Below are 25,197 nucleotides of genomic sequence, written 5' to 3'. Positions count from 1 at the left end.
CCAGGTTTCCGGGTGTGGATCGGCGGGTGACCCGCAGGGGGTGCGGGGTTATGGATTCGGTCAAGTCGTCGCCGCTGAAGGGGTTCCGCCGGCCGCACCGCGCCGCTGCCGTGCCTGCGCGGACGTGCGGAACGCCCCGGCCGATGCTCGGCCGGGGCGTTCGGTGGGTCCCTCGGGTCAGGTGCGGGCGCCCGTCACCAGGGGGCGGGGCCCGGGGGCGCGACGACCGGGGGACGGTCGTCGCAGGTGATGGTGTTGGGCAGCTCCCACGCGCCCAGCCAGGGGCCCGTGGTGCCGCCGCCGTCGTTGCCGCCGAGGTCGGTCAGGGAGAACTCGGAGCCGGTGGCGGGGAAGTTGAAGGAGCCGCAGTTGTTGACGCCGACCGCGCCGACGTTGCGGGCGTCGACGTTCTCGAAGGACGCCGAGCCGGCGACCCTGGCGCTGACGACCGAGGTGCCGGTGCCGTCCACCCGGATGTCCTTGAAGTGCACGTTCGTGATCGAGTAGGTGTCCTTCACCGGCCAGTCGGCGACCAGCATGATCGCGTTGTAGGTGCTGTCGAGGAAGTGGTCGCCGGTCACGCGGATGTCGGCGTCGATGTTCCGCTCCAGGGCGTAGAACCAGATCGCGCCGAGGCCGATGTTCCAGTTCAGCTCGTACGTGCCGGCCCGCACCGTGGTGTTGCCGGTGATCCACAGGTGCCCGGTGAACGGCTGGGCGCCGAAGCGGGAGCCCACCTGGAGGGCGCTGCCCTCGCGGATGGGGTCGGCGATCAGGTTGCCGGAGACCGTGGTGTCGGTGCCGCCGTAGATCGCGATGCCGTTGGCGAGCACGGGCGTCTGCACGGTGTTGTGGTCGAAGGTGTTGCGGGCGTTGCCGGTCTTCTCCGACCACATCGCCAGCCCGTCGTCGCCGGAGTTGCGGACGAAGTTGTTGCGGACGATCGAATCCGTCACGCCGGTGTGGAAGTTGAGGCCGTCGGCGATCTGGTCGGTGATCACGTTGCCGGTGATCCGCAGGTTCGACATCGGGCCGTCGAACCACATGCCCACCTTGGTGTGGTGGATGTACAGGCCCTCGATGGTGGAGTCGCTCATCGCCCCGCCGACGCCGTTCACCTGGTCGGTGTCGATGCGTTCGCGGACGTCGCCCTCGATCGCGAAGCCCGACAGGTGGACGTCGCGGCTGCCGCCGTCCGCCGCGTCCTTGCCGTAGAAGCCGACGCCGGTGTGCACGGAGCCTCCCCCAGCCTCCGGCCGGGGGGACCCCCCTGGCGCCGGAGAGCCGAGCGCGACCTCCTTGCCCTTGATGATCGTGTACCAGCTGCCGGCGCCCTCGATCGTCACGTCGTCCACGACGATGTGCCGGTTGACCTGGTAGGTGCCCGGCGGGACGTAGACCTTCAGGTGCGCGCGGCGGGCGAAGGCGATCGCCTCGTCCAGGGCCTTGGCGGAGTCCCGGCGGCCGGTCGGGTCGGCGCCGAAGGCGAGGACGTTCGCCGCGAGGAGCGAGACGCGGGGCGGGGCGACCAGGTGGGAGTCGAGGAGGTCGACGGTCGTCGGGACGGCCCCGGAGCGCGCCGGGACGGTGAGCCGGATCCTGTCGCCCGCCTTGTACGTCCGGCCCAGCAGGAGGCGTTGCTCGTCGTAGAAGTGGTTCGGCCGGAAGGGCTTGGAGATCACCGGCGCCGGGGTGGTCGCGTTCGGCACGCAGCCGCACTCGGTGATCCACCAGTCGTCGTGGAGCAGCCCGGCCTGCGGGTCGTTGGAGAACGGGTACTGGTTGTAGAGCCAGGCGTACTGCGAGGTCAGGGTCATCGTCGTGCGGGCGTGGCCATTGACCGTCACGTCGAGCGGCGCGGTGATGCCGCCCCCGCCGGGCGCGTCCGGGACGCTGTACCGCACGGTGATCGCGTTGGCGGCGCTCGGCAGCGTGAACTCCACGTACTGGCCGCGCCGCAGGGTCACCGCCTTGCGCCCGGACGCCTCCGCGGGGAGCGTGTAGGCGGTCCGGTCCGGGCCGATGACCTCGCCGTCCGTGACGGCGTTCTCGGCCTCCTGCTCCACGAACCCGAGGTCCGCGCCACGGCCCTTGACCAGCGCCGGGTCCAGTGCCGCCCGCGTCACGACCGGCCGGGCCGCGTCCTTCGCCTTCGCGGTACCGGCCTGGGCCGCGGCACCGACCGGGCCGATGCCGACGCCGAGGCCGGCCGCCACCGCGACCACCGCCACGGCTCTTCGCCAGGCACTCCTGCTGCTCCGTGTCATCCCCAGCTCTTCTCTCGTAAGGCGCGACCGCCCGGGACGTTCGAGGCGGAGCGGACGTCGTGAGGTGAGGCGACAGTAAGGACCCGTCAGGCCGCTCCACAAGGCTCATGCGTGATGTTTTCGGCCTGATGATGGTCAAGTGCGTCTGTCTGTTTGTTTTTTGCGCTGCTTGCGCTACTCGTTGCGGAAGCGGACGGCGTGGAGCGCCCCCCGGGCCGAGCGGTGCCAGGGGTTGGTGGGGGCGGCTTACCCGCCCGGCCAGGGCCGGGACAGGGGGACCCACTCCGGTCCGCGGTGGTGCAGCCACCACTCGCCGATGGTCCGGAACTTCTCCTCGAAGGCGGCGTCCTGGCTCATGAAGCCGGTGACGGGCGCCCGCAGGCGGGTGAGGCGGCCGTCCGCCTCGCGGATCACCACCCGCCGTACGCCCATGTTCGACTCGACCCAGATGCCCTGGACGTCCGCCCAACGGACCGTCCTGCGCCGCAGGTTGTGCACCACCGCGGCCGACGGGGTGAGCGTGACACCGAACCGCGCGGAACCGAGCAGACCTGCCGGCAGCGCGAGCCACACGCCCGCCGGGAACGCGAACCCGGCGCCGGACGAGTCGGGGAAGAGCAGCGGTTCGGCGATCGCCAGGGCCGTGACGAGGACGGCGGCGGGCACCAGCGGCATCACCCTCTGGTACCAGGTCAGCCGGAAACGGACGCGCTCCATCGAACTCCCCACCCCTTGTCGGCGCATGATCGCCGACGCAGCCTGGCCGAGCGCGGCGCCGCTGTCCACCCCGGCGGGGAGGTCAGTCCGCCGGGGCGGCCGCGGGGGGCGGTCCGGGCGCGTGGCGCAGCCCGTAGGCGATGAGGGGTTCGAGGGCGGCGAGGAGCTCGGTGCCCCGGTCGGAGGGGTGGTAGAGGATCTGCACGGGGGTGCTCGGGATGACCTCGCGGCCGATGAGGCCGAGGTGCTCCATCTCCTTGAGGCGTTGTGAGAGCAGCCGGTCGGAGATGCCCGGCACCATGCGGCGGTAGTCGGTGAAGCGCCGGGCGCCGCGGGCGGCGGCCAGCAGGACGGCGCCGGTCCAGCGGCGGCCGACCTGTTCGAGGACGGCCTGGAAGGCGGTGCAGGCCTCGGCGTCGATGTCGGGCTCGGTGGTCTCGCGGGAAGTCACTTACCCAAGATTAGCGGCTAACCGTCGCCTTTGCCGAAGGTCCCGGCCCCCCGACGCTGAAGCCATGGACACCATCGACCGTGCACAGCGGCTCCGCTTCGGGCTGAGCCTCGACCCGGACGCCGGCCGTCTGCCGGAGACGCTGGAGCTGGCCGCCGCCGCGGACGCCGCGGGGCTGGACCTGCTCGCCCTGCAGGACCACCCGTACCAGCCCGGGCACCTCGACGCGCTCACGCTGTCCGCCCTGGTCGCGGCCCGCACCTCGCGCATCTCCGTCTTCACCGACGTCGCGGACCTGCGGCTGCGGCCCCCGGTCATGCTGGCCAAGACCGCCGCGAGCCTGTCCGCGGCGTCCGGCGGCCGCTTCCAGCTCGGCGTGGGCGGCGGCGGCATACCGGAGGCGATCGGCTCGATGGGGGCGGCGCCGATGCCGCCCCGCGAGGTCGTGGCGTACACGGAGGAGTCGCTGCGGATCATGCGGACCGCGCTGGACGGCGGGCCCGTGCGGCACCGCGGCGACGTGCTGACGGTGCCCGGCTACCAGGCCGGCCCGGTGCCGCCGCGCCGGGTCGAGCTGTGGCTCGGCGGGCAGCGGCCGCGGATGCTGGCGGTCGCGGGCCGGGCGGCGGACGGCTGGATCTCGCCGCTGAACATCTACGTGCCGCCGCAGGAGGTGCCCGAGCGCCAGCACGCCGTCGACGAGGCGGCCCGCGCCGCCGGACGCGATCCCGCGCACGTCCGCCGCATCTACAACGTGATCGGTGTCATCGGCGGCTCCGGTGCCCCCGGCCTCAACGGGGACGTCGGCCGGTGGGCCGACACCCTCGCCGAGTGGGCGACCTTGCTGCGCTTCGACACCTTCGTCTTCTGGCCCGTCACAGCGCACCGGCAGCAACTGGAGGTCTTCGCCGGCGAGGTCGTGCCGGCCGTCCGCGAGCGGGTGGCCCGGTGACGCCCGGCCCCGGCCCCGGCACCGGCACCGACCCGGCCACCGCCTTCGCGGTGCCCGCCGCCCTGGCGGAGCGGACCGTGCTCCCCGGCGACCCCCGCTACCCGCTGCTGCGCTCCACTTACACCACCGTCGCCCGCCCCGCGGCCGTGGTCCTCGTCCGCGGGCCCGGCGACATCGCCGCCGCCCTCGCCGCGGCCCGTGCGCAGGGACTGCCCGTCGCCGTGCGCTCCGGCGGCCACGGGCTGTCCGGCCGGTCGTCCAACGACGGCGGGCTCGTCATCGACCTCTCCGGGCTCGACGAGGTCCGGGTCCTGGACCGGGCGGCCCGCCTGGTGCGGGTCGGTGCGGGCGCCCGCTGGGGCCGGGTGGCGTCCACGCTCGCGGCGCACGGGCTGGCCGTCAGCTCGGGCGACCACGGCAACGTGGCGGCCGGTGGCCTGGCCACCGCGGGCGGCATCGGCTGGCTCGCCCGTACGTACGGGCTGACCGTCGACCGGGTCCGCGCCGTCGAGCTCGTCCTGGCCGACGGGACCGCGCTGCGCGCCGACGCCACCCACCACCCGGACCTGTTCTGGGCGGTGCGGGGAGCGGGCGCGGGCGTGGGGATCGTGACCGCCTTCGAGATCGAGGCGATGGACCTGGGGGACATCGGCGTGGCCCAGCTGGTCTTCGAGGCCGACCGCGCGGGCGGCGCCCTCGCGCAGTGGGCGGCCGCGATGGCCGCCGCGCCGCGCGCGCTCACCTCCGCCGCCCACCTCCTGTCCAACGGTCCGGCCCTGGCGCTCTCCGTCACCGTCGCCGTGGCCGACGACGGCCCCGACCGCGTCCGTGAGGCACTCGGCCCCCTGGTGGCGGGGCGGTACCGCCCGCTCCAGGCGACCGCCCAGCTGGCCCCGTACACCGCGCTGGTCTCCACCGCCCACCAGCACGCCAACACCGGTCAGCAGCCCGTGGTGAGCACCAACTCGCTGCTGCCCGCGATGACCCGGGACGCCGCACGCGCCGTCATGGCGACCGCGGGCGACCGGCGCCGGCCGGCCTTCGTCCAGCTGCGCTCGCTCGGGGGCGCGATCAACGACGTCCCGGCCGACGCCACCGCCTACGCCCACCGCACCCAGCAGGTCCTGGCGCAGGGGAACCTCTTCCCGCCGCACGGGCCGGACGACCTGCACCGCCTGTGGACGCCGGTCCGTGAGCTCGGCAGCGGCAGTTACGTGAACTTCGAGAGCGGCACCGGCCCCGGCGTCTTCGACCGGGCCTACCCGGGCGCCACCGGCGCGCGGGTGCGCGAGCTGTGGCGGCGCCACGACCCGGACGGCGTCCTGCGCCCGCTCACCCCCGGCTGACCGGGCCCGGGCCGGACCGGCGGCGCTCCGCGAACGGCCCGCCCGGCCCGAAGGCCAGCGCCGCGAAGCGCCGGCCCATCCGCCGGTAGCCCGCGGCGTTGGGGTGCAGGTCGTCGGGCAGGTCGGCGACGTCGCCGGGCCCGAAGAGCCGGCGGCCGTCCAGGTAGTGCAGGTTGCGGTCGCCGGAGGCGGCCCGGGCGGCCACGATCCGGGCCAGCTCCGCGCGGATGACGGTGAGCGTGAGCGCGCCGCCGGGGACGTCCGCGGCAGAACCCATGGCCACCACCCGCGGGACGGGGGCCGACAGGTCGGGCGCGGTCGGGCCGGGGGTGGTCTCCACGACCGGGCAGCTGATGGGCGACACGACCAGCAGCGGGGTGTCCGGGTGCCCGTCGCGGACGGTGTCGAGGAAGCCGTGCACCGCCGGGCCGAAGGAGCGCAGCCGGAAAGCGTCCCGGTTCACGATGTTGATGCCCAGCTTGAGGCTGATCAGGTCGGCCGGCAGGTCCCGGATGGTCCGGGCGACGTACGGGTCGAGCATCGCGTTGCCGCCGAGCCCCAGGTTGAGCAGCTCGGCCCCGGCCAGGGCCGCGGCGAGCGCAGGCCAGGTGGCGGTCGGGGACTCCGCCGCGGCGCAGTGGCTGATGGAGCTGCCGTGGTGGACCCAGCGCCGCCGGCCGCTCGGGCGCGGCGGCAGCACCTCGGCGTCCGCCCACAGCCCGACCAGCTCGGTGCGGGTCTGCTGCGGCAGCCACAGCTCGACGTCCTTCTCGCCCCGGGGCAGGTCGTGGAACCGGACCCGCCCCGGCGCCCCCGGCTCGCGCCGGGAGGACTCGGCGAACAGGTCCGGCTTGTGGAGGACGTCCCCGGGCGGCGCGGGGGCGCTGCCGGTGCGCCTGCCGTCGACGACCAGGTCGACGACCCCCGCGGGCAGCGGCTCCGAGGTCCCCGCCAGCTGCCAGACCGAGGTCAGCAGTTCCAGCTCGACCACCCGGGCGGCGGTCCGGAACGCCAGCCGTACGCCGGAGGGCAGGGCGGTCATCTCGTCCATCAGGACGTCCGGGTACTGCGCCCGCGTCCACGCCGGGAGACGCCGCGGCAGCAGCCCGGCCCTCGTCCGTTCCAGGTCGAGCGCGCCGCGGATCTCCACCGGGCCCCCGGTCAGCGGGACCGCGTGCAGGGCGTGCGTCGCTGTTGTCACGTATTCTCCCTGCCCGGGACCGGGCGTCGGCACACGGCCGCGCCATCGGATCCGGCATCCGGTGCCGCGCCCGTGCCGATGGGCGCGGGACGTCCAGGGGTGGCGCGAGCGGATCCCAGTCCCCGGCGGCCCCTACGGGACCAGGACGACCTTGCCCATCGTGCCGCGGCCTTCCAGGGCCGTGTGCGCCGCGGCGGCCTCGGCGAGCGGGAAGCGCTGCACGGCGGGGGTGAGCCGCCCGGCCGCCCATTCGGCGAGGGCCTCCTCCTCCAGCGTCCGCAGGCCGAACCGCAGCATCGCAGGACCGAGGACGACCTGGGAGGTGATGCCGCGCGCGGCCAGTTCGCCGGGTGCGAACTCCAGCGGGCCGCCGGACGCCCAGCCGTAGACCACGTGCCGTCCGCCCGGGCCCAGCAGGTCCACCGCCCCACGGCCGAGGTCGCCGCCGACCGCGTCGAGCACGACCGTGCCCGGCCGCCCGCCGAGGGCCGCCCGGGCCGCGTCGGTCCAGCCCTCGGCGGAGTAGTCGACGGCGGCGTCCGCGCCCAGCTCCAGGACGCGCGTGGTCTTGGCCGGCCCGCCCGCGAGCCCGACGACGGCGGCGCCCGCGGTGCGCGCGGCCTGTACCAGCAGGCTGCCCAGCCCGCCCGCCGCCGCGGTGACCAGGACCGTGTCGGCGGGGCCGAGCGGTGTCTGGCGCAGGATGCCCAGGGCCGTGCGGCCGGTGCCGATCATGGCGACGGCCTCGGCGGCGTCCTTGCCGTCCGGCAGCACGTGGAGCTTCCCGACGGCGGTGACGGCGAGTTCGGCGTAGCCGCCCGGCGCCATGCCCAGATGGGCCACGACACGCCGGCCGAGCCACTCGGGGCCGACACCCTCCCCGGCGGCCTCCACGGTGCCGGCCACCTCGCGGCCCGGGACCGTGGGCAGCTCGGGCAGCGGGTAGGGGCCCTTGGGGTCGCCGGAGCGGATGGCGGTGTCGATCACGTGGACGCCGGCGGCGGCGACGGCGATGCGCACCTGGCCCGGGCCGGGCTCCGGGTCCGCGGTCCTCTCGTAGCTCAGGTTCCCGGCCGGGCCGAACGCGTGGAGACGGATGGCGTGCACGGTGCTTCCCCCTGGACACGACGACAGTGGGCGGTCGGATGATCCGCACCGCCCACTGTCCGACCTCAACCGCGCTTGAGGTCAAGCGAGGAGCTTCGCCTTCGCCTTGGTGTACTCCTCGTCGGTGATGTGGCCCTGGCTCTTGAGCTCGGCGAGCTTGGACAGCTGGTCGACGTTGCCGCCCGCCGTTCCGCCCTCGCCCGCGGCGGCCTGCCGCACGTACTGTTTGAAGGCCGCGTCCATTTCCTTCGCCTGCTTCTGGTCCCGCTCGGCCATGCCCTTGCCCCGGGCGATGACGTAGATCAGCACGCCGATGAAGGGCAGGAAGATCAGCAGGATGATCCAGCCGGCCTTGGCCCAGCCGCCGACCGTGTGGTCGCGGAAGAGGTCACCGATGATCCTGAAGAGCAGGAAGAACCACAGCACCCAGCAGAAGATCAGGAGCATCGTCCAGAAGAGGTTCAGCAGAGGGTAGTCGTCCATGCCCCAAGTGGACGGCGGCCGAACGGGTCCCGCATCCGGGATTGCGCCGTTCGGGCTACAGGCGGGGGAAACGCGCCGTCAGGTCCCAGATCACGGGGTTGGCGTCCAGACCGTCGTGCATGTCCGTCAGGTCGGCGACCAGGTCGTGCAGGAAGTCGCGGGCCTCGCTGCGCAGCTCGGCGTGGGGGAAGGAGAGCGGCCGGTCGTCCGGCGCCCAGTCGGCGCCGACGTCGACGAAGCCGAAGCGGCGTTGGAAGCGGAGCCGGTCGGTGGACTCGGTGAAGTCCAGCTCGGCGTACTGGGGGCGCGCCGCGCGGCTGCCGAGCGGGTCGCGGTCCAGCTGCTCGACGATGTCGCACAGCGCCCACGCGAAGTCGAGGACCGGCACCCATCCCCAGGCTGTGGACAGTTCGCGGTCGGCCGTCACGTCCGCCAGGTAGACGTCCCCGCAGAACAGGTCGTGGCGCAGCGCCCGTACGTCGGCGGTGCGGTAGTCGGTCTGCGGGGGGTCGGGGAAGCGGCGGGAGAGCGAGTAGCCGAGGTCGATCACTCGCCGATGGTACGCGGCGGCCCCGGCGGCAGGTCCTTGTGGAGGACGGAGCAGGGGCGGCCCATCTGCCGGTCCTCGCGGTGGTCGATCACCCGGTAGCCGAGCGTCCGCCAGAACGCCAGCGCGCCGGGGTTGCCGTCGAGCACCGCCAGGCGCACGCCGTCCCGTCCTCGCGCGCGCAGCCGTTCCTCGACCAGCCCGGCGAGTTCGCGTCCCAGGCCCGAGCGGTGCCGGCCGCCGTGCACCATCAGCAGGCCGATCCAGGGGTAGGGGTCGAGAGGATCCGGGTGTTCGGCAAGGGTGACGGCGAGGCCTGCCAGGCTCCCGTCGGCGGCGTCGTGGGCGAGCAGCACTTCCGTGGCGGGGTGGGTCAGTTCGGCGTTGACACTGCTCGCGACCTGCTCCGCCGTGACGGACCCGGGGTCGGGGAAGTCACCGGTGGCGCGGTGGAAGGCGGGGTTGGAGGCGTACAGCTCCGTCAGCCCGGCGAGGACGCCGGGCGGGAGGGAGCCGTCCACCGGTACGAGGGGTTCGAGGACCAGCATGCCCCGCACGCTAGTCGCGTGCGGGGCACCGGGCGCCGCATTAAGTGAGGCTCGTGGGACCCGACGGGTGTCAGAGGCCGACGCCGAAGTCGGTGGCGATGCCGGCGAGGCCGGAGGCGTAGCCCTGGCCGACCGCGCGGAACTTCCACTCGGCACCGTTGCGGTAGAGCTCGCCGAAGACCATGGCGGTCTCGGTGGCGGCGTCCTCGCTGAGGTCGTAGCGGGCGATCTCGGCGCCGCCGGCCTGGTTGACGATGCGGATGTAGGCGTTGCGGACCTGGCCGAAGTTCTGGCTGCGGGTCTCGGCGTCGTAGATCGAGACGGGGAAGACGATGCGCTCGATGTCGGCGGGCAGCCCCGCCAGGTTGACGTTGATCGCCTCGTCGTCGCCCGCGCCCTCGCCGGTGCGGTTGTCGCCGGTGTGGACGATGCTCTGGTCCGGCGTCTGCTTGTTGTTGAAGAAGACGAAGTAGGCGTCCGCGTAGACCTTGCCGCTCGGGTTGAGCGCGATGGCGCTCGCGTCGAGGTCGAAGTCGGTGCCGGTGGTGGTGCGCACGTCCCAGCCAAGGCCCACCGTGATGGCCGCCAGGCCCGGTGCTTCCTTGGTGAGCGAGACGTTGCCGCCCTTCGACAGGCTTACAGCCATGGGAGTCCCCTCCGTGATGTCGGTCATTCGTGCCGACGACGACGCTACCTTCACAGGGGGGAACGTCGTGAGAGGCCGGCATGGTTCCTTTACGGCGAAAAACGCCTCCCGGGCCATGTCCCGGAAAATCCTGTGACTCCGGCGGCCGTCGGCGGGATCATGGGGGACATGTCCGGGCCGCCCCCTCTCGTCGTCCGCGGCTCGGTCTCCCTTCCGGAGGCCGAGCTGATGTGGCGTTTCTCCCGGTCGTCCGGACCGGGCGGCCAGCACGTGAACACCTCCGACAGCCAGGTCGAGCTGCGATTCGATCTCGCCAATTCCGAGTCGCTGCCCCCGGTGTGGAAGAAGCGTGCCCTGGAGCGGCTCGCCTCCCGCCTGGTGGGCGGCGTCCTGGTCGTACGGGCCTCCGAGCACCGGTCGCAGTGGCGCAACCGGGAGGCGGCGATGACGCGCCTGGCGGCGCTGCTCGCCGAGGCGACGGCGCCGCCGCCGAAGGTGCGCAGGCCCACGAAGATCCCGCGCGGCATCAACGAGCGGCGGCTGCGGGAGAAGAAGCGCCGCGGCGACACCAAGCGCGGCCGGGACCCGCGGGGCTGGTCCTGAGCCCTGGCGGCGTCCTCCGTGCCCGGCCCGGCCGGGCCCCTCAGCCGAGGTGCCGGTAGCGGCCCTTGAAGTACATCAGGGGCGCGCCGTCGGCGCTGGGGGTGCGCGCGGTCAGCACGCGGGCGATCACCAGGGTGTGGTCACCCGCCGGGACGCGCTGCTCGGTCTCGCACTCCAGCACGGCCAGGCCGCCGCCGAGTATCGGAGCCCCCGAGACCTCGCCGCGGTAGTAGGCGACGTCCTCGAAGAGCAGCCGGTCGCTGATGCGGCCGCGCATGGCGAAGCGGCCGGCGATGTGCCGCTGGCTCTCGCTCAGCACGGACACCGCCCAGCGCCGCCGGCGCTCCAGCAGTTCGTCCATGCGGGACCCCTCGCGCAGGCTCACGAGCACCATGGGCGGCTCCAGGGAGACCGAGACGAAGGCGGTCGCGGTCATGCCGACGTCCTCGCCCCGCGGGCCGTCCTCGGGGTCGTGGGCGGTCACCAGGACCACCCCCGCGGCGAGGCGGCTCATGGCGGCGCGGAAGGCATCGCTGTCCACGCCCGTCAGGGGTGGCTCGGAACCGTCGGGCACGGTCCCAGGATGCGGGATGCGGGGCGCGGAGGTGATTGACTGTGACACGCCCCGACGCTAGCCGGACTGCCGCACCACCCGCATCGGACTTCGGATCGAGCCAGGTCCTAGGACCTCCCGGCCACGCCCGCTTCCGGTCGTACGACCCCCGCTCACCTGCTCGATTGTGTTCAATGGGTGAAGGCGGAACACCGGCCTGCTCTACGCTGCGTGATCGGAACACGACAATCGGATGTGACTTGAGTCACAAGGGGCATGAATTGTTGACCCTGTGTACCGGTCGAACTGCTCGCTGTGATTCAGTTGCGGTGGGAATTGGACCACAACGGACCACAAGCAGTCTCAGGAGTTGTCGTCGAGGGCCCGGGGAGAGCGCATGGACACCGAGTCGGAGCCGTATGTCCGTCTCGCGACCCTGCGCCAGGTGCACCAGGTCGTGGCCGACCTCAACTGCGCGCGCAGCCTCGCCGACACCCTGCAGGCCGTGGCCGACGGCGTCGTCAAGGGCCTCGGCTTCGAACTGGCCGTGGTCAACCTCGTCCGCCCGGACGGTGACCTGGTGGTCGCCGCCGTCGCAGGGAGCGCCGCCGCGGAGGCCCTGATGGCCGGCCGGGTCGGCTCGCGCGCCTCCTGGGAGCGCCGGCTCACCATGGGGGAGCGCTGGGGCACCCTGCGCTTCATACCCCACCACGAGGGCTGGGTCCTGGACGGCGACGACGTCCCCAGCTGGCCCGGCGACGGCCCGCCGCCCCGCTTCCCCGACGAGTGGCACCCCGAGGACCGCCTCCTCGCCCCCATGTACGCCAACCCGGCCGGCGGGGGCGAACTGATCGGCGTCATCTCCGTCGACCGTCCCGTGGGCGGCCGCCGGCCCGGCCCCTGGGGCCGCGAGGCGTTGCAGATGTACGCCTTCCAGTCCGCCATCGCCATCAGCAACGCGCGTCTACGTGCAAACATGCAACGCGCCCTGGTCCGTCTGGAGCGCGAGCAGCAGGCGCTGCGGGCCAGCGAGGAGAGCTTCCGGCAGGCCTTCGAGTACGCGCCCAGCGGCATGGCCATCGCCGAGATGGGCGGAGACCAGCACGGCAAGCTGGTCCGCACCAACGACGCGCTGTGCCGGCTGCTCGGCCGCCCGGCCGCGGTGCTGCGCCGCCACTCCTTCTCCGACCTCGTCCACCCCGAGGACGTCGGCGTCCTGCTGCGTACCAGCGCCGAGGGCGGCCGCGCCGAACTGCGGCTGCAGCGCCGCGACGGCAGTTACGTGTGGGTCAACCTGCGCAACTCCGTCGTCGCCGACACCGCCGACGGGCCGCGCTTCCTGCTCACCCACGTCGAGGACATCGAGGAGCGCAAGGGCCGCGAGATCGCCCTCGCCCACCGCGCCAGCCACGACTCGCTCACCGGCCTGCCCAACAGCGCCGAACTGCGCGCCCGGCTGTCCGGCAAGATCTGCGCCCGTCCGCAGGCCCCGGACGCCGACGGACACACCGCCGCCCACGCGGGCACCGACGAGTTCGCCTACACCTACGACTACGACCCGATCGAAAGCGCCGCCCGGCTGTCCGGCTTCGACCACCACACCCACACCGTCGCGCCCTCCGACGACGCGGACGGCGGCAAGGGCCTGGCCGTGCTCTTCTGCGACCTGGACGGCTTCAAGTCGATCAACGACCGCTTCGGCCACCACACCGGCGACGCCGTGCTCATCGAGGTCGCCCGCCGCCTCACCAGCGCGGTACGGGACGGCGACACCGTGGCCCGGCTGGGCGGCGACGAGTTCGTCGTCCTCGCCGACGGCCTGGGCCGGGAGGACGCCGAGGACCTCGCCGTCCGCCTGCGCAACGCGATCATCCCGCCGATCCGCTTCGAGGGCCGCGCGGTCCGGGTCGGGGCGAGCTTCGGCATCGGCTGGGCCGGCTGCGGCATGACCGCGGACGAGGTGCTGCAATCCGCGGACCAGCGCATGTACATCGAGAAGCGCTCCCGCAACGGCACCCGCAGCCACCGCCGCGCCGCGGGCTGACCGCACGGGGGACGCACCCCTGGCGGCCCGGTGGCCTCATCCTCGGCGGAGGGCGCGCGTCCACCCTGGGGAGTACCCCGGATCGCTCCTCCGGTTGACTCCCGCACGCATCCGGGATGCCTACGCTGGGTTACGTGCAGCGTCTCTACGATTTCCTCCGCAGGCACCCGACCTGGGTCGACGGCTTCTGGGCCCTCGTCCTGCTCGGGTTCTCCTCCCTGTGGATCGTCGCCGACGAGCTGCACGCGCACTCCCGGGTCGCCGCCGTGCCGCTGGCGCTCGCGCTGTCCGCCGTGGTCGCGCTGCGCCGCCGCATGCCGGAGAAGATGCTGCTGCTCGCCGTCCTCGTCGGGGCGCTCCAGCTGCTGCTGGACGTCCAGGTCAACCCCGGCGACTTCGCCATGCTGGTGATCATCTACACCGTCGCGGCCAACGGCGCCCGCTGGGCGTCCCGGCTCGCCCTCGCCGGCGGCCTGGTCGCCTCCACCATCTCCACGCTGCGCTGGCCCAACGAGACCGAAGGCCAATGGGCCGACGCCGTCTCCGCCGTCTTCCTCGCCGTCCCCTTCCTGCTCGCCTGGGTGATCGGCGACAGCCTCCGCACCCGCCGCGCCTACTACGCCGAGCTGGAGGAACGCGCCGCCCGCCTGCAGCGCGAACGCGAGGCCCAGTCCAAGGCCGCGGTCGCCGCCGAACGCGCCCGGATCGCGCGCGAACTGCACGACGTCGTCGCCCACAACGTCTCCGTCATGGTCGTCCAGGCCGACGGCGCGGCCTATGTGCTGGACGCCTCCCCGGAGCAGGCCAAGCAGGCCCTGGAGACCATCTCCACGACCGGCCGCCAGGCGCTCACCGAGATGCGCCGCCTGCTCGGGGTGCTGCGCGCCGGCGACGACGGGGGCGGCGAGTACGTGCCGCAGCCCGGCGTCGACCAGCTGACCGACCTCATAGAGCAGGTCCGGGGCGCCGGCCTGCCGGTCGCCTTCGAGGTCGAGGGGGAGTCCCGGCCGCTCGCCAGCGGCGTCGAGCTCACCGCGTACCGCATCGTGCAGGAGGCGCTCACCAACACCCGCAAGCACGGCGGGCCCGAGGCGCGCGCCAAGGTCCGGCTCACCTTCGGCGACGGCGACCTCAGCCTCCTCATCGAGGACGACGGCCGCGGCGCCCAGCAGGAGCTCTACGAAGGCGGCGGCGAGGACGGCCAGGGCCAGGGCCTCATCGGCATGCGCGAACGCGTCGGCATGGTCAGCGGCACCCTGGACGCCGGGCCGCGCCCCGGCGGAGGCTTCCGGATCAGCGCCGTGCTCCCGGTGAAGGCTTCCCGCTAGCGGGAAGCGAAGACGACACAAGAGGGAAAGAGGACCGGACCCATGGCGATCCGCGTGATGCTCGTCGACGACCAGGTGCTGCTGCGCACCGGCTTCCGCATGGTGCTGCAGGCCCAGCCCGACATGGAGGTCGTCGCCGAGGCCGGGGACGGCGCGGAAGCCGTCGCGACCCTGCGCACCACCCCGGTGGACGTGGTCCTCATGGACGTCCGCATGCCCCGCCTGGACGGCGTCGAGGCCACCCGCCAGATCTGCGGCGCCCCCGACCGCACCCCCGACGACGGCGGGCCCCGCGTGCTCATCCTGACCACCTTCGACCTCGACGAGTACGCCTTCTCCGCGCTCAAGGCCGGCGCGAGCGGCTTCATGCTCAAGGACGTGCCCCCGGACGAGCTGCTCACGGCGATCCGCGCCGTTCACAGCGGCGACGCGGTCGTCGCCCCCAGCACCACGCGCCGCCTGCTCGACCGCTTCACGCCGCTGCTGCCGAGCACGAGCCAGCCGACGCACAAGGAGGTGGACCGGCTGACGGACCGCGAGCGGGAGGTGCTGCTGCTGGTCGCCCAGGGGCTGTCGAACGGGGAGATCGCGGCGAAGCTGGTGCTCAGCGAGGCGACGGTGAAGACGCACGTCGGGCGCATCCTCACGAAGCTGGATCTGCGGGACCGGGTGCAGGCGGTCGTCCTCGCGTACGAGACGGGGCTCGTCCGCGCCGGCAGCGGCAGCGGCGGCGCCGCCTGACCCGTGTTTCCGTGTGCGGCGCCGTTGTGGTTGCGGTTGGCGTTTCCGGCGCAGTCACCTGGTTGCGGGTCGGCCGCTCGCCGGAGGCTGGGGGCACCCCCAGCGGTAGCTGGGGGAGGGCTGGCGCAACCCCACAACGGCGCCGCACCTGCCGGTGCCCACGGTCGCGTCGGCGTGTGCACGCCGGTGGGTGGGGGTGTGCCAACCCGTTCCGCCTTGCGGAACGACTTCCCACAACCCCCACCTCGTCCGGCCGTCATGCGCCCATACGACGGGAGGGGGTGTGGCGGGGTGCCCCCGTGGGGGTCCCCCCGGCCGAAGGCTGGGGGGAGGGCGGGAGGGCGGGTGGACGCCCGCCGCAGGCGCAGACAGCCCGCACACAAATACCGAGCCGTGCACAACCACCAGGCAGCCCCGGCGCAGCCGGTCAGGCGGTGCCGCGAGCGACGTCCACGAGACGGAGGAAGTCCGCGACGGCGTCGCCCACGGCGGCGGGGTCCCACTCGAGCGCGGACGCCCCCACCGTGACCTCCGTCATGGCGACCCCCGGCACTTCCGCCTCCGCCCAGCGGCCGAAGAGCGCCGTCTTGGTCTCCTCGGCCTGCCGCACCGCGGCCTCGTTGAGGAGGTCCGCGGACTCCGCCAGCCACACCTGGAACTGGTGCGTGTGCGGTACGTCCGGGTGCACCCGGACCCAGCCCGCCCCTGCCGCGAGTGCGTCCCGCAGGGCCGCCGCGACGACCTTCGCGTGGGCCACGTACTCCGGCAGGCGCGGCAGTTCGTGGTCGAGCCCGTCGAGCGCCGCCAGCACCGCCGGCCACTGCTGGAAGACCAGCCCGCCGTAGCGGTGCCGCCAGGTGCGCGCCTCGGCGGCGAGGTCGGCGGGGCCGGCCAAGGCGGCGCCGGAGATGCCGCCGAGGGACTTGTAGAAGGAGACGTACACGCTGTCGGCGAGCCCCGCGATCTCGTCCAGGGGCTGCCCGAAGTGCGGCGGGCACTCCCACAGGCGGGCGCCGTCGAGGTGGACGACGGCGTCGCGCTCGCGTGCCGCGGCCACGGTGGCGGTGAGTTCGTCCCAGGTGGGGAGGACGAAGCCGGCGTCCCGGAGCGGCAGCTCCAGCATGAGCGTGCCGAAGGGCTCGTCCATGCCGCGCACCTCGTCCGCGTCCGGTATGCGGCGGGCCGTGGTGGGGTGGACGGTCCGCAGCCCGCTCAGCGCGGACAGCGCGCCGCGCTCGTGCACCTCGGGGTGGGCCAGCGGGTGCAGCGCGACGACCGGGTTGCCGGTGCGTCCCGCCCAGCAGCGCAGGGCGACCTGCTGGGCCATCGTGCCGGTGGGGAACCAGACGGCCTCCTCCGTGCCGAGCAGCCCGGCCACCCGGTGCTCCAGTTCGTCGACGATCCCGTCGCCGTACGTGTCCACGGGGCCGTCCAGGCCGTCCCGTCCGGCCAGTGCGGCCAGCCGTTCGCGCATCGTGGGGGGCTTCCCGTAGGACAGCACGCGGTCGCAGGAGCGTACGGCGGCGATACGCCGCGCCTTCTCGTCGTCGGCAGAGGTCATGGACCGATCCTGCCGCCCCGGAGGGCCCCGGGAAACATTCGCGTAGCATTGACGAGAACGTCCGGTACCCCCGTGAGGACTGGAACGGAAGGCCAGCGCAGCGTGAACGCATCGCACACCCCGGGGCCCCTGCCCCCCGACGTGGAGGCCCGCCCCGCGCGGCTCACGGTCGGCGTCGTCGGCGCGGGGCGGGTCGGTACCGCGCTCGCGGCCGCGCTGAAGCTCGCCGGGCACCACCCGGTCGCGGCGTCGGGTGTGTCCGATGCCTCACGCCGCCGTGCCGCAGCCCTGCTGCCCGACGTGCCGCTCGTGGAGCCGGCCGAGGTGCTGGCCCGCTCCGAGCTCGTCCTGCTGACGGTGCCGGACGACGCGCTGCCGGAGCTGGTGGCCGGCCTCGCCGAGACCGGGGCCGTACGGCCGGGCCAGCTGCTGGTGCACACCTCGGGCCGGTACGGCACGGGCGTGCTGCAGCCGGCCCTGCGCGCGGGCGCGCTGCCGCTGGCCCTGCACCCGGCGATGACCTTCACCGGCACCTCCGTCGACGTGCAGCGGCTGGCCGGCTGCTCCTTCGGCGTCACGGCACCCGCGGAGCTGCGGATGGCGGCCGAGGCCCTGGTGATCGAGATGGGCGGCGAGCCCGAGTGGATCGAGGAGTCGGCGCGCCCGCTCTACCACGCGGGCCTGGCGATCGGCGCGAACCACCTGGTCACCCTGGTCGCCCAGTCCATGGAACTGCTGCGCGCCTCCGGCGTCGCCGAACCCGGCCGCATGCTGGGCCCGCTGCTCGGCGCGGCCCTGGACAACGCCCTGCGCTCCGGTGACGCCGCCCTCACCGGCCCGGTCGCCCGCGGCGACGCGGGCACGGTCGCGGCGCACCTGGCGGAGCTGCGCCGGCAGGCGCCGGAGATGGTCGCCCCGTACGTCGCGATGGCCCGCGCCACGGCGGACCGCGCCCTGGCGGGCGGGATGCTGAAGCCGGAGTTCGCGGAGGCGCTGCTGGGCGTCCTGGCGGACGGCGCCGAGGGGGGAAAGAGATGACCAGGCTGGTGCACACCGCGCGCGAGCTGCGGTCGGCCGTCGAGGGCCGGCCCGGCGAGGTCGGGGTCGTCATGACCATGGGCGCGCTGCACGAGGGGCACGCGACCCTCGTGCGCACCGCCCGCGAGCGGGTGGGGGACGGCACCGTCGTCGTCACCGTCTTCGTCAACCCGCTGCAGTTCGGGCCGGACGAGGACTTCGACCGCTACCCGCGCACCCTCGACGCCGACGTCGAGACCGCCGCGCGGGCCGGCGCCGACCTCGTCTTCGCGCCCGCCGCCGACGAGGTCTACCCCGGCGGGCAGCCGCAGGTGCGGATCAGCGCCGGGCCGATGGGCGAGGGCTACGAGGGCGCCGTGCGCCCCGGCCACTTCGACGGCATGCTGACCGTCGTCGCCAAGCTGCTCCACCTGACCCGGCCGGACGTCGCCTTCTACGGCCAGAAGGACGCCCAGCAACTGGCCCTCATCCGCCGCATGGTGACGGACCTGAACTTCCCGGCCGAGATCGTCGGCGTGCCCACGGTCCGCGAGCCGGACGGCCTGGCCCTGTCCAGCCGCAACCGGTACCTCTCCGACGGCGACCGCGGGACCGCCCTCACGCTCTCCCGCGCCCTGTTCGCCGGGCGCGACGCGCTGGACGACGGGCCGGAGGCCGTACGGGCCGCGGCGCGGACGGTGCTGGAGAAGGGCGACGGCCTGGCGGTGGACTACCTCGCCCTGATCGACCCGCGCGACTTCACCGAGGCCGCCCCCGGCCACACCGGGCCGGCGGTGCTCGCGGTCGCCGCCAGGGTCGGCACGACCCGGCTGATCGACAACATCCCCCTGGAGTTCGGAGCCCGCCGATGAGCGGCACAGGTACAGGCATACGGCTGCACTCCCCCGCGCCCGGCTGGGCGCACGAGGCGGACGTGGTAGTGGTCGGCTCCGGCGTCGCCGGGCTGACGGTGGCGCTGCGCTGCGCCGCGCAGGGCGCCAAGGTCACCGTCGTCACCAAGGCCCGGCTCGACGACGGCTCCACGCGCTGGGCGCAGGGCGGCATCGCCGCCGCGCTCGGCGAGGGCGACACCCCGGAGCAGCACCTGGACGACACCCTTGTGGCGGGCGCAGGCCTGTGCGACGAGGAGGCGGTGCGCACCCTGGTCACCGAGGGCCCCGACGCCGTTCGCCGGCTGATCGCGACGGGCGCGCACTTCGACACCAGTGAGGCCACCGGCGAGATCCTGCTGACCCGGGAGGGCGGTCACCACCGCCGCCGGATCGCCCACGCGGGCGGCGACGCGACGGGCCTGGAGATCTCCCGGGCGCTGATCGAGGCCGTGCGCGAGGCCCGGATCGAGTTCATCGAGAACGCGCTCGTGCTCGACCTGCTGACCGACGCCGAGGGCCGTACCGCGGGCGTCACCCTGCACGTCATGGGCGAGGGGCAGCGTGACGGCGTCGGCGCCGTGCGGGCCCGCGCCGTGGTGCTGGCCACCGGCGGCATGGGGCAGGTCTTCTCGGCCACGACCAACCCGGCGGTGTCCACGGGCGACGGGGTGGCGCTCGCGCTGCGCGCCGGCGCGGAGGTCTCGGACCTGGAGTTCGTGCAGTTCCACCCGACGGTGCTCTTCCTCGGCGCGGACGCGGAGGGACAGCAGCCGCTGGTCTCCGAGGCCGTGCGCGGGGAGGGCGCGTACCTCGTGGACGCCGACGGGGTGCGCTTCATGCAGGGGCAGCACGAGCTGGCCGAGCTGGCGCCGCGCGACATCGTCGCCAAGGGCATCACGCGCCGCATGCAGGAGACCGGCACCGAGCACATGTACCTCGACGGCCGGCACTTCGGCGCGCGGATGTGGGAGCAGCGGTTCCCGACGATCCTGGCCGCCTGCCGCGCCAACGGCATCGACCCGGTCACCACGCCGATCCCGGTGGCGCCCGCCGCGCACTACGCCTCCGGCGGCGTCCGCACCGACCTGCACGGCCGCACCACGGTGCCGGGCCTGTACGCGTGCGGCGAGGTCGCCTGCACGGGCGTGCACGGCGCCAACCGGCTGGCGTCCAACTCCCTCCTGGAGGGGCTGGTCTTCGCCGAGCGCATCGCCGCCGACATCGCCGAGCACCCCGCGGCCCCCGGCGCCCCGGTGGTCCCCGAGCCCGGCCGTTCCCCGCTGCTGCCCTCCGAGGCCCGCTTCGCGATCCAGCGGATCATGACGCGCGGTGCGGGAGTGCTGCGCAGCGCGGACAGCCTGGAGGGCGCGGCGGCGGCACTGAGCCGGATGTACGCCGACGCCGAGGAACTGCTGGAGCGCGACGGCAAGACCGCCGAGCCCTGCGTGGAGACCTGGGAGGCGACCAACCTCTGCCTGGTCGCCCGGGTCCTGGTCGAGGCGGCCCGCCGCCGCGAGGAGACCCGCGGCTGCCACTGGCGCGAGGACCGGCCCGGGCGCGACGACGGGAACTGGCGCCGGCACATCGTCGTCCGGCTCCCCGCCGGTGGTGCGGGGCTGCCCGCGGCACCCACTAGTCTCACCATCCGCACCACCCCCACAGCGGACTTCCCCTCGACCCGTCCTGGAACGGAGCACCTGCGATGAGCACGCCCGACCTCCCCCTCCTGCAGATCGGCGGCGCCGGCGGCGGTGGCTGCGGCGACGGCTGCGGCTGCGGTTCCGGCGACGAGTACGCGCACGACCCGAGCGAGTGCGGTCTCGACCCCGACCTCGCGCAGCTGCTCGTCGACGCCGGGCTGGACCCGGTGCTGGTCGAGGACGTCGCGCACATGGCCATCGAGGAGGACCTGGACGGCGGGGTGGACGTCACCACCGTGGCCACCATCCCCGAGGACGCCCTGGCCACCGGTGACTTCACCGCGCGCGAGGCCGGTGTGGTCGCCGGGCTGCGGGTCGCCGAGGCGGTCCTGTCCATCGTGTGCACCGACGAGTTCGAGGTCGAGCGGCACGTCGAGGACGGCGACCGGGTCGAGGCGGGTCAAGTGCTGCTCTCCGTGCGCACCCGTACGAGGGACCTGCTGACCGCGGAGCGCAGCGCGCTCAACCTGATGTGCCGGCTGTCCGGGATCGCCACCACCACGCGCCGCTGGGCCGACGCGCTGGAGGGCACCAAGGCGCAGGTCCGCGACACCCGGAAGACGACCCCGGGCCTGCGCGCGCTGGAGAAGTACGCGGTCCGCTGCGGCGGCGGCGTCAACCACCGCATGTCGCTGTCGGACGCGGCCCTGGTCAAGGACAACCACGTGGTCGCGGCGGGCGGCGTGGCGGCCGCCTTCAAGGCCGTCCGCGAGGAGTTCCCCGAGCTGGCGATCGAGGTCGAGGTCGACACCCTGCACCAGGTCCGCGAGGTCCTGGAGGCGGGCGCGGACCTGATCCTGCTGGACAACTTCACCCCCTCCGAGACGGAGGAGGCGGTCGACATCGTCGCGGGCCGCGCCCTGCTGGAGTCCTCCGGCCGGCTCTCCCTGGACAACGCCCGGTCCTATGCCGCGACCGGCGTCGACTACCTCGCCGTGGGCGCCCTGACGCACTCCTCGCCGATCCTCGACATCGGGCTGGACCTGCGGTCCGAGGGGTCGGAGCGGGACTGATGCTTCTCACCATCGACGTCGGCAACACCCACACCGTCCTGGGGCTGTTCGACGGGGACGAGATCGTCGAGCACTGGCGGGTCTCCACCGACGCGCGCCGCACGGCGGACGAGATGGCCGTCCTGATGCAGGGCCTGATGGGCATGCACCCGCTGCTCGGCGAGGAGCTGGGTGACAACATCCACGGGATCGCCATCTGCTCCACCGTCCCCTCGGTGCTGCACGAGCTGCGCGAGGTGACGCGCCGTTACTACGGCGACGTGCCCGCGGTCCTCGTCGAGCCCGGCGTCAAGACCGGCGTCCCGGTGCTCACCGACAACCCCAAGGAAGTCGGCTCCGACCGGATCATCAACTCCCTCGCAGCCGTCCACCTCTACGGCGGGCCGTGCATCGTGGTGGACTTCGGCACGGCCACCACCTTCGACGCGGTCACGACGCGCGGCGAGTACGCCGGCGGCGCCATCGCCCCCGGCATCGAGATCTCCGTGGACGCCCTGGGGGCCCGCGGCGCCCAGTTGCGCAAGGTGGAGCTGACCCGCCCGCGCAGCGTCATCGGCAAGAACACCATCGAGGCCATGCAGTCCGGCATCCTGTACGGCTTCGCCGGCCAGGTGGACGGCGTCGCCGAGCGGATGGCGCGGGAGCTCGCGGACGACCCGGACGACGTCACGGTCATCGCCACCGGCGGGCTGGCGCCGCTGGTGCTGGGGGAGTCGGCGGTCATCGACGTCCACGAGCCCTGGCTGACCCTGATAGGCCTCCGGCTGGTCTACGAGCGGAACGTATCAACGACCTGACGACCTGACGACCTGACGGCCCGGCGGCCGACGGCCCGGGCAGGCGCACGGGGGAGGCACGCGGCGCGCCCGGCCATATCTGGTTACGCGTATTTTGTTCGCTTAGTACGTAAAGTCAGACCATGCCCACGCCACACGGGTCCCGAGGCGGAATGGCGTTCAGCGCGGATGAACTGCGCGTGCTCCGGCGCGCCCTCTCAGCGGCCCTCCAGTCCAGCACCATGATCCCCACCCCCGACGAGGTCAGGGACTATCTGCGCCTCGCCGAGGACATCGACGAGGCGGCCCGCGAGGGCGGGCGGCTGCGGACCTTCCAGCTCGCGGAGCTCGCCCGGTACCGGGCGGCGCTGCCGGGCAGCGCCGCCGGCTACCTCGAGCGGCTGACGGGCGCGCTCGACACCGGTTACGTGCCCCTGCCGGACGACCTCGCCGCGCTGCGCCGACTGCACGACGCGCCGTGCACGGACGCCGAGGCGCACCGCAGGCGGGCCGTGCTGCGCCGCTGCGAGCACCTGGCGGAGCTCGACGTGCGCGCCCGCCTGGAGGCGCGCATCCCCGCTCCCTCGCAACCCTGCGGCACGCCCGCCACCGGCAGGGCCCGGCTGCGCGCGCTGCCCGGCGGGCGGGCCGCCTCCGACGATCCCAAGCCGGGCCCCAAGCCCGAGCCGAAGACGCCCCCCGCCGAGCCGGCCGCGCCGGACCCCGGTGAGGAGAAGCGCAAGGTGCCCACGCCGGCCGAGATCTTCCCGCCGCGCCGCCGCACGCCGCCGCCCCCCGAGGAGCGGGCCACGGGTTGACACCGGGTCACCGCACAACCTTCCGGAGACGTCACGGGTCCTTCCTGTGACGTCTCCCGTGCGTTCACGGGTGCGCCACCTGACCGTCGACTTCCTCAGGGGGAACCCGGCATGAGACTCACCCGGCTCGCGGTGTGCACCGCGGCCGTCGTCATGACCGCGACGGCCGGATCCGCCGTCATCGCGGGCGCGGCCTCGGCCGCGCCCCTCAGAGCCGAACTGCACCTGACCGCACCCGGCGACGTCGGGGTGGCGGCGACGAGCACCGCGTACAAGACGTTCGAGATCACCGCCCTGGTCCAGCGCTTCGACGACGGGCAGGTGCCGGAGCCCGCCCACGAGGTCGTCGTCACCATGGACCTCGCCGCCCTGGCCGGCGTCGTGGACGTGGCGCTCCCCGCGCACCTGTGCGCCACCTCGGGCACCACGGCCACCTGCTCCCTGGGCACGGTCGACCACACCGGCACCGCGATACCCGTGAGGATGCGGGCCGCCTCCGGCTCCAGGACCGACGACGCCGCGACGCTGCGCTACTCGGTGAGCGCGAAGGACGCCAGGCCGGATCCCGACAGCATGACCGCCACCCGGATCACGGTCGGCAGCGGCCCGGACCTCGTCGTGCCGAAGTCGTCCGCCGTCTCCGACGTACGGCCCGGCGACACCCTCGACCTGCCGGTGGTCATCGCCAACGTCGGTGACCGGCCCACCCGCGGCGGCGTCTCCGTCCTGGTGCGGACCAATCTCACCCGCTCCTTCGGCACGGGCCTGGTGATGGCGGACGACTTCGGCAACTGCCGCCACGCCCCGGTGGGCCAGCCGGAGGACGCCTTCGTCTGCCACTTCGCCACCGACATCGCCCCGGGCGAGGTGTGGGAGCTCGCGAAGCCGCTGAAGATCGAGGTCGAGTCCGGCGCCACCGACGGCAGGGTGGGCTACCAGGCCGACCTGATCGGCGGAAACCTCGACGACGACGCACAGCTCGGCACCCCCGGCACCGGGGCCCCGCTCACCCTCGTCCGCAAGACGTCCGCCCCGGCGGCCAAGGACACGCGCGGCCCCGGGACGGCGGCCCGGAAGTCCGCCGCGCAGGAGGGCTGGGACGTCGACTACACCGACAACCTCGGCGGCCTGAACATCAAGATGTACGACCCCGAGGGGCCGGCCCCCGGCCACCGCGGGGCGGACCTGGTGGCGATCGGGGACACGGTCCGGGCGACGGTCGGCGACCGGACGAAGGCCGTCGTGGGCCTGCGCAACGAGGGCGACGAGGCCGCGCGGGCACGCGGCACCAGCGGGACCGGGCCGGCCACCTGGGTCGCGGTGGAGATCCCCCGCGGGGTGCGGGTCACGGCGCGCGACGGCGCCTGCAAGCTGACCACGAATGCGGACTGGGACGACTACCCGGGCGGCGTCACCTTCGGCGACGACCCGCAGGACGTCGCGCCCGTGCCGACCGGGACGATCTACTACTGCCACACCCGGCACTCGATCGAGCCCGGCACCTCCCAGACCTTCTCCTTCACCCTGGTTGCGGACCGGGCACTGGACGAGGCCACCGGCCTGGTCTTCGCGGCCTCGGACTACGGCGTCGACCGCAAGGGCCAGAAGAACAACGCGGGTGTCCTCACGGTCACGGCCAAGGCGCCGTCCGGCTCCGGCGGGAGCGCCTCGGGCGGTTCCGGCGTGGTTCCGGCCGGCGGGACGGGCTCCCTCGCCGCCACCGGCGCGGGGCCCGTACGTCCCCTGGCGGCCGGCTCTGCGGCCTGCGCCGTCCTGGGTGCCCTCCTGGTGGCGGCGGTCCGCCGCAGGGCGCGTACGGGCGCGTAGCCGCCCCTCGGTGACGAAGCCGTGGCCCCGGCCCGCCCGAGCCGGGCGGGGGCGCGGC

General features: G+C 73.9%; 24 protein-coding genes. 13 read left to right on the top strand and 11 right to left on the bottom strand.

Annotated elements, in window-relative coordinates:
• Positions 1 to 194: 194 nt before the first annotated feature.
• The 3 genes from ABZ312_RS19290 to ABZ312_RS19280 form a co-directional block, all read right to left on the bottom strand.
• Positions 195 to 2,267: a glycosyl hydrolase family 28-related protein gene (locus ABZ312_RS19290; protein WP_500330216.1), complete on the bottom strand. Its 2,073-nt coding sequence runs from the start codon at positions 2,265 to 2,267 to the stop codon at positions 195 to 197.
• A 246-nt stretch (positions 2,268 to 2,513) separates the two neighbouring features.
• A complete protein-coding gene (locus ABZ312_RS19285; protein WP_500330214.1) occupies positions 2,514 to 2,984 on the bottom strand; it encodes a hypothetical protein in 471 nt (156 codons plus the stop codon).
• Between the two features lie 82 nt (positions 2,985 to 3,066).
• A complete protein-coding gene (locus ABZ312_RS19280) occupies positions 3,067 to 3,435 on the bottom strand; it encodes a winged helix-turn-helix transcriptional regulator (protein WP_500360002.1) in 369 nt (122 codons plus the stop codon).
• Positions 3,436 to 3,499: 64 nt separating this feature from the next.
• Between ABZ312_RS19280 and ABZ312_RS19275 the strand changes: the two genes are divergently transcribed.
• Positions 3,500 to 4,387 (top strand): LLM class flavin-dependent oxidoreductase, encoded by an 888-nt coding sequence (locus tag ABZ312_RS19275; RefSeq protein ID WP_500360001.1) that lies wholly within the window; start codon positions 3,500 to 3,502, stop codon positions 4,385 to 4,387.
• Complete coding sequence (locus tag ABZ312_RS19270) at positions 4,384 to 5,733, top strand: FAD-binding oxidoreductase (protein WP_500330210.1); 1,350 nt, start codon at positions 4,384 to 4,386, stop codon at positions 5,731 to 5,733. Before ABZ312_RS19275 ends, ABZ312_RS19270 begins: the two co-directional genes overlap by 4 nt.
• Here ABZ312_RS19270 and ABZ312_RS19265 read toward each other — a convergent pair.
• The 6 genes from ABZ312_RS19265 to ABZ312_RS19240 all read right to left on the bottom strand — a co-directional run bounded on the left by ABZ312_RS19265 (position 5,720) and on the right by ABZ312_RS19240 (position 10,265).
• On the bottom strand, positions 5,720 to 6,934 hold the full coding sequence (locus ABZ312_RS19265) for a GDSL-type esterase/lipase family protein (RefSeq protein ID WP_500330209.1): 1,215 nt from the start codon (positions 6,932 to 6,934) through the stop codon (positions 5,720 to 5,722). The genes ABZ312_RS19270 and ABZ312_RS19265 overlap by 14 nt on opposite strands.
• A gap of 132 nt (positions 6,935 to 7,066) precedes the next feature.
• Positions 7,067 to 8,041, bottom strand: a complete 975-nt coding sequence (locus tag ABZ312_RS19260; RefSeq protein WP_500330207.1) for a zinc-binding dehydrogenase — start codon at positions 8,039 to 8,041, stop codon at positions 7,067 to 7,069.
• A gap of 81 nt (positions 8,042 to 8,122) precedes the next feature.
• Positions 8,123 to 8,524, bottom strand: coding sequence for an SHOCT domain-containing protein (locus tag ABZ312_RS19255; protein ID WP_500330205.1), 402 nt, complete (start codon positions 8,522 to 8,524; stop codon positions 8,123 to 8,125).
• A gap of 55 nt (positions 8,525 to 8,579) precedes the next feature.
• Complete coding sequence (locus ABZ312_RS19250; RefSeq protein WP_500330204.1) at positions 8,580 to 9,074, bottom strand: hypothetical protein; 495 nt, start codon at positions 9,072 to 9,074, stop codon at positions 8,580 to 8,582.
• Positions 9,071 to 9,619: a GNAT family N-acetyltransferase gene (locus tag ABZ312_RS19245; RefSeq protein ID WP_500438282.1), complete on the bottom strand. Its 549-nt coding sequence runs from the start codon at positions 9,617 to 9,619 to the stop codon at positions 9,071 to 9,073. The genes ABZ312_RS19250 and ABZ312_RS19245 overlap by 4 nt, the downstream gene beginning before the upstream one ends.
• Positions 9,620 to 9,689: 70 nt before the next feature.
• On the bottom strand, positions 9,690 to 10,265 hold the full coding sequence (locus ABZ312_RS19240; protein ID WP_499513210.1) for a TerD family protein: 576 nt from the start codon (positions 10,263 to 10,265) through the stop codon (positions 9,690 to 9,692).
• 159 nt (positions 10,266 to 10,424) lie between these two features.
• Between ABZ312_RS19240 and arfB the strand changes: the two genes are divergently transcribed.
• Entirely contained in the window at positions 10,425 to 10,868 is a 444-nt protein-coding gene (arfB, locus tag ABZ312_RS19235) for an alternative ribosome rescue aminoacyl-tRNA hydrolase ArfB (protein ID WP_500330255.1), read from the top strand.
• A gap of 40 nt (positions 10,869 to 10,908) precedes the next feature.
• Here the strand turns inward: arfB and ABZ312_RS19230 are convergent, their stop codons facing one another.
• On the bottom strand, positions 10,909 to 11,382 hold the full coding sequence (locus ABZ312_RS19230) for a flavin reductase family protein (protein ID WP_500330254.1): 474 nt from the start codon (positions 11,380 to 11,382) through the stop codon (positions 10,909 to 10,911).
• A 436-nt stretch (positions 11,383 to 11,818) separates the two neighbouring features.
• Between ABZ312_RS19230 and cdgB the strand changes: the two genes are divergently transcribed.
• From cdgB to ABZ312_RS19215, 3 genes are all read left to right on the top strand, one after another.
• On the top strand, positions 11,819 to 13,465 hold the full coding sequence (cdgB, locus tag ABZ312_RS19225; RefSeq protein WP_500330202.1) for a diguanylate cyclase CdgB: 1,647 nt from the start codon (positions 11,819 to 11,821) through the stop codon (positions 13,463 to 13,465).
• Positions 13,466 to 13,599: 134 nt separating this feature from the next.
• A complete protein-coding gene (locus ABZ312_RS19220; protein WP_499513212.1) occupies positions 13,600 to 14,793 on the top strand; it encodes a sensor histidine kinase in 1,194 nt (397 codons plus the stop codon).
• 42 nt (positions 14,794 to 14,835) lie between these two features.
• Entirely contained in the window at positions 14,836 to 15,534 is a 699-nt protein-coding gene (locus ABZ312_RS19215) for a response regulator (RefSeq protein ID WP_499513213.1), read from the top strand.
• 427 nt (positions 15,535 to 15,961) lie between these two features.
• Here the strand turns inward: ABZ312_RS19215 and ABZ312_RS19210 are convergent, their stop codons facing one another.
• Positions 15,962 to 17,095, bottom strand: a complete 1,134-nt coding sequence (locus ABZ312_RS19210; RefSeq protein ID WP_500438280.1) for a threonine aldolase family protein — start codon at positions 17,093 to 17,095, stop codon at positions 15,962 to 15,964.
• Between the two features lie 102 nt (positions 17,096 to 17,197).
• On the opposite strand from ABZ312_RS19210, the gene ABZ312_RS19205 reads away from it, so the two are divergent.
• The 7 genes from ABZ312_RS19205 (at position 17,198) to ABZ312_RS19175 (ending at position 25,139) form a co-directional block, all read left to right on the top strand.
• The gene (locus ABZ312_RS19205; RefSeq protein WP_500330198.1) at positions 17,198 to 18,133 is read left to right on the top strand and encodes a Rossmann-like and DUF2520 domain-containing protein; all 936 of its coding nucleotides are present in this window, start codon (positions 17,198 to 17,200) and stop codon (positions 18,131 to 18,133) included.
• Complete coding sequence (panC, locus tag ABZ312_RS19200) at positions 18,130 to 18,984, top strand: pantoate--beta-alanine ligase (protein ID WP_500330197.1); 855 nt, start codon at positions 18,130 to 18,132, stop codon at positions 18,982 to 18,984. Before ABZ312_RS19205 ends, panC begins: the two co-directional genes overlap by 4 nt.
• Complete coding sequence (locus tag ABZ312_RS19195; RefSeq protein ID WP_500330195.1) at positions 18,981 to 20,711, top strand: L-aspartate oxidase; 1,731 nt, start codon at positions 18,981 to 18,983, stop codon at positions 20,709 to 20,711. The genes panC and ABZ312_RS19195 overlap by 4 nt, the downstream gene beginning before the upstream one ends.
• Positions 20,708 to 21,718: a carboxylating nicotinate-nucleotide diphosphorylase gene (gene nadC, locus ABZ312_RS19190; RefSeq protein WP_500438278.1), complete on the top strand. Its 1,011-nt coding sequence runs from the start codon at positions 20,708 to 20,710 to the stop codon at positions 21,716 to 21,718. Before ABZ312_RS19195 ends, nadC begins: the two co-directional genes overlap by 4 nt.
• The gene (locus ABZ312_RS19185) at positions 21,718 to 22,515 is read left to right on the top strand and encodes a type III pantothenate kinase (protein ID WP_499513219.1); all 798 of its coding nucleotides are present in this window, start codon (positions 21,718 to 21,720) and stop codon (positions 22,513 to 22,515) included. Before nadC ends, ABZ312_RS19185 begins: the two co-directional genes overlap by 1 nt.
• 122 nt (positions 22,516 to 22,637) lie before the next feature.
• Entirely contained in the window at positions 22,638 to 23,312 is a 675-nt protein-coding gene (locus ABZ312_RS19180) for a hypothetical protein (protein WP_500358814.1), read from the top strand.
• Between the two features lie 111 nt (positions 23,313 to 23,423).
• The gene (locus tag ABZ312_RS19175; RefSeq protein ID WP_500358813.1) at positions 23,424 to 25,139 is read left to right on the top strand and encodes a hypothetical protein; all 1,716 of its coding nucleotides are present in this window, start codon (positions 23,424 to 23,426) and stop codon (positions 25,137 to 25,139) included.
• The last annotated feature ends 58 nt before the right edge of the window (positions 25,140 to 25,197 follow it).

This window comes from Streptomyces sp. NPDC006207 (assembly GCF_040613835.1).
Lineage (GTDB): Bacteria > Actinomycetota > Actinomycetes > Streptomycetales > Streptomycetaceae > Actinacidiphila.
Note: the sequence above shows the minus strand (reverse complement) of the source record. Positions and strands in the feature narration are given on the sequence as shown.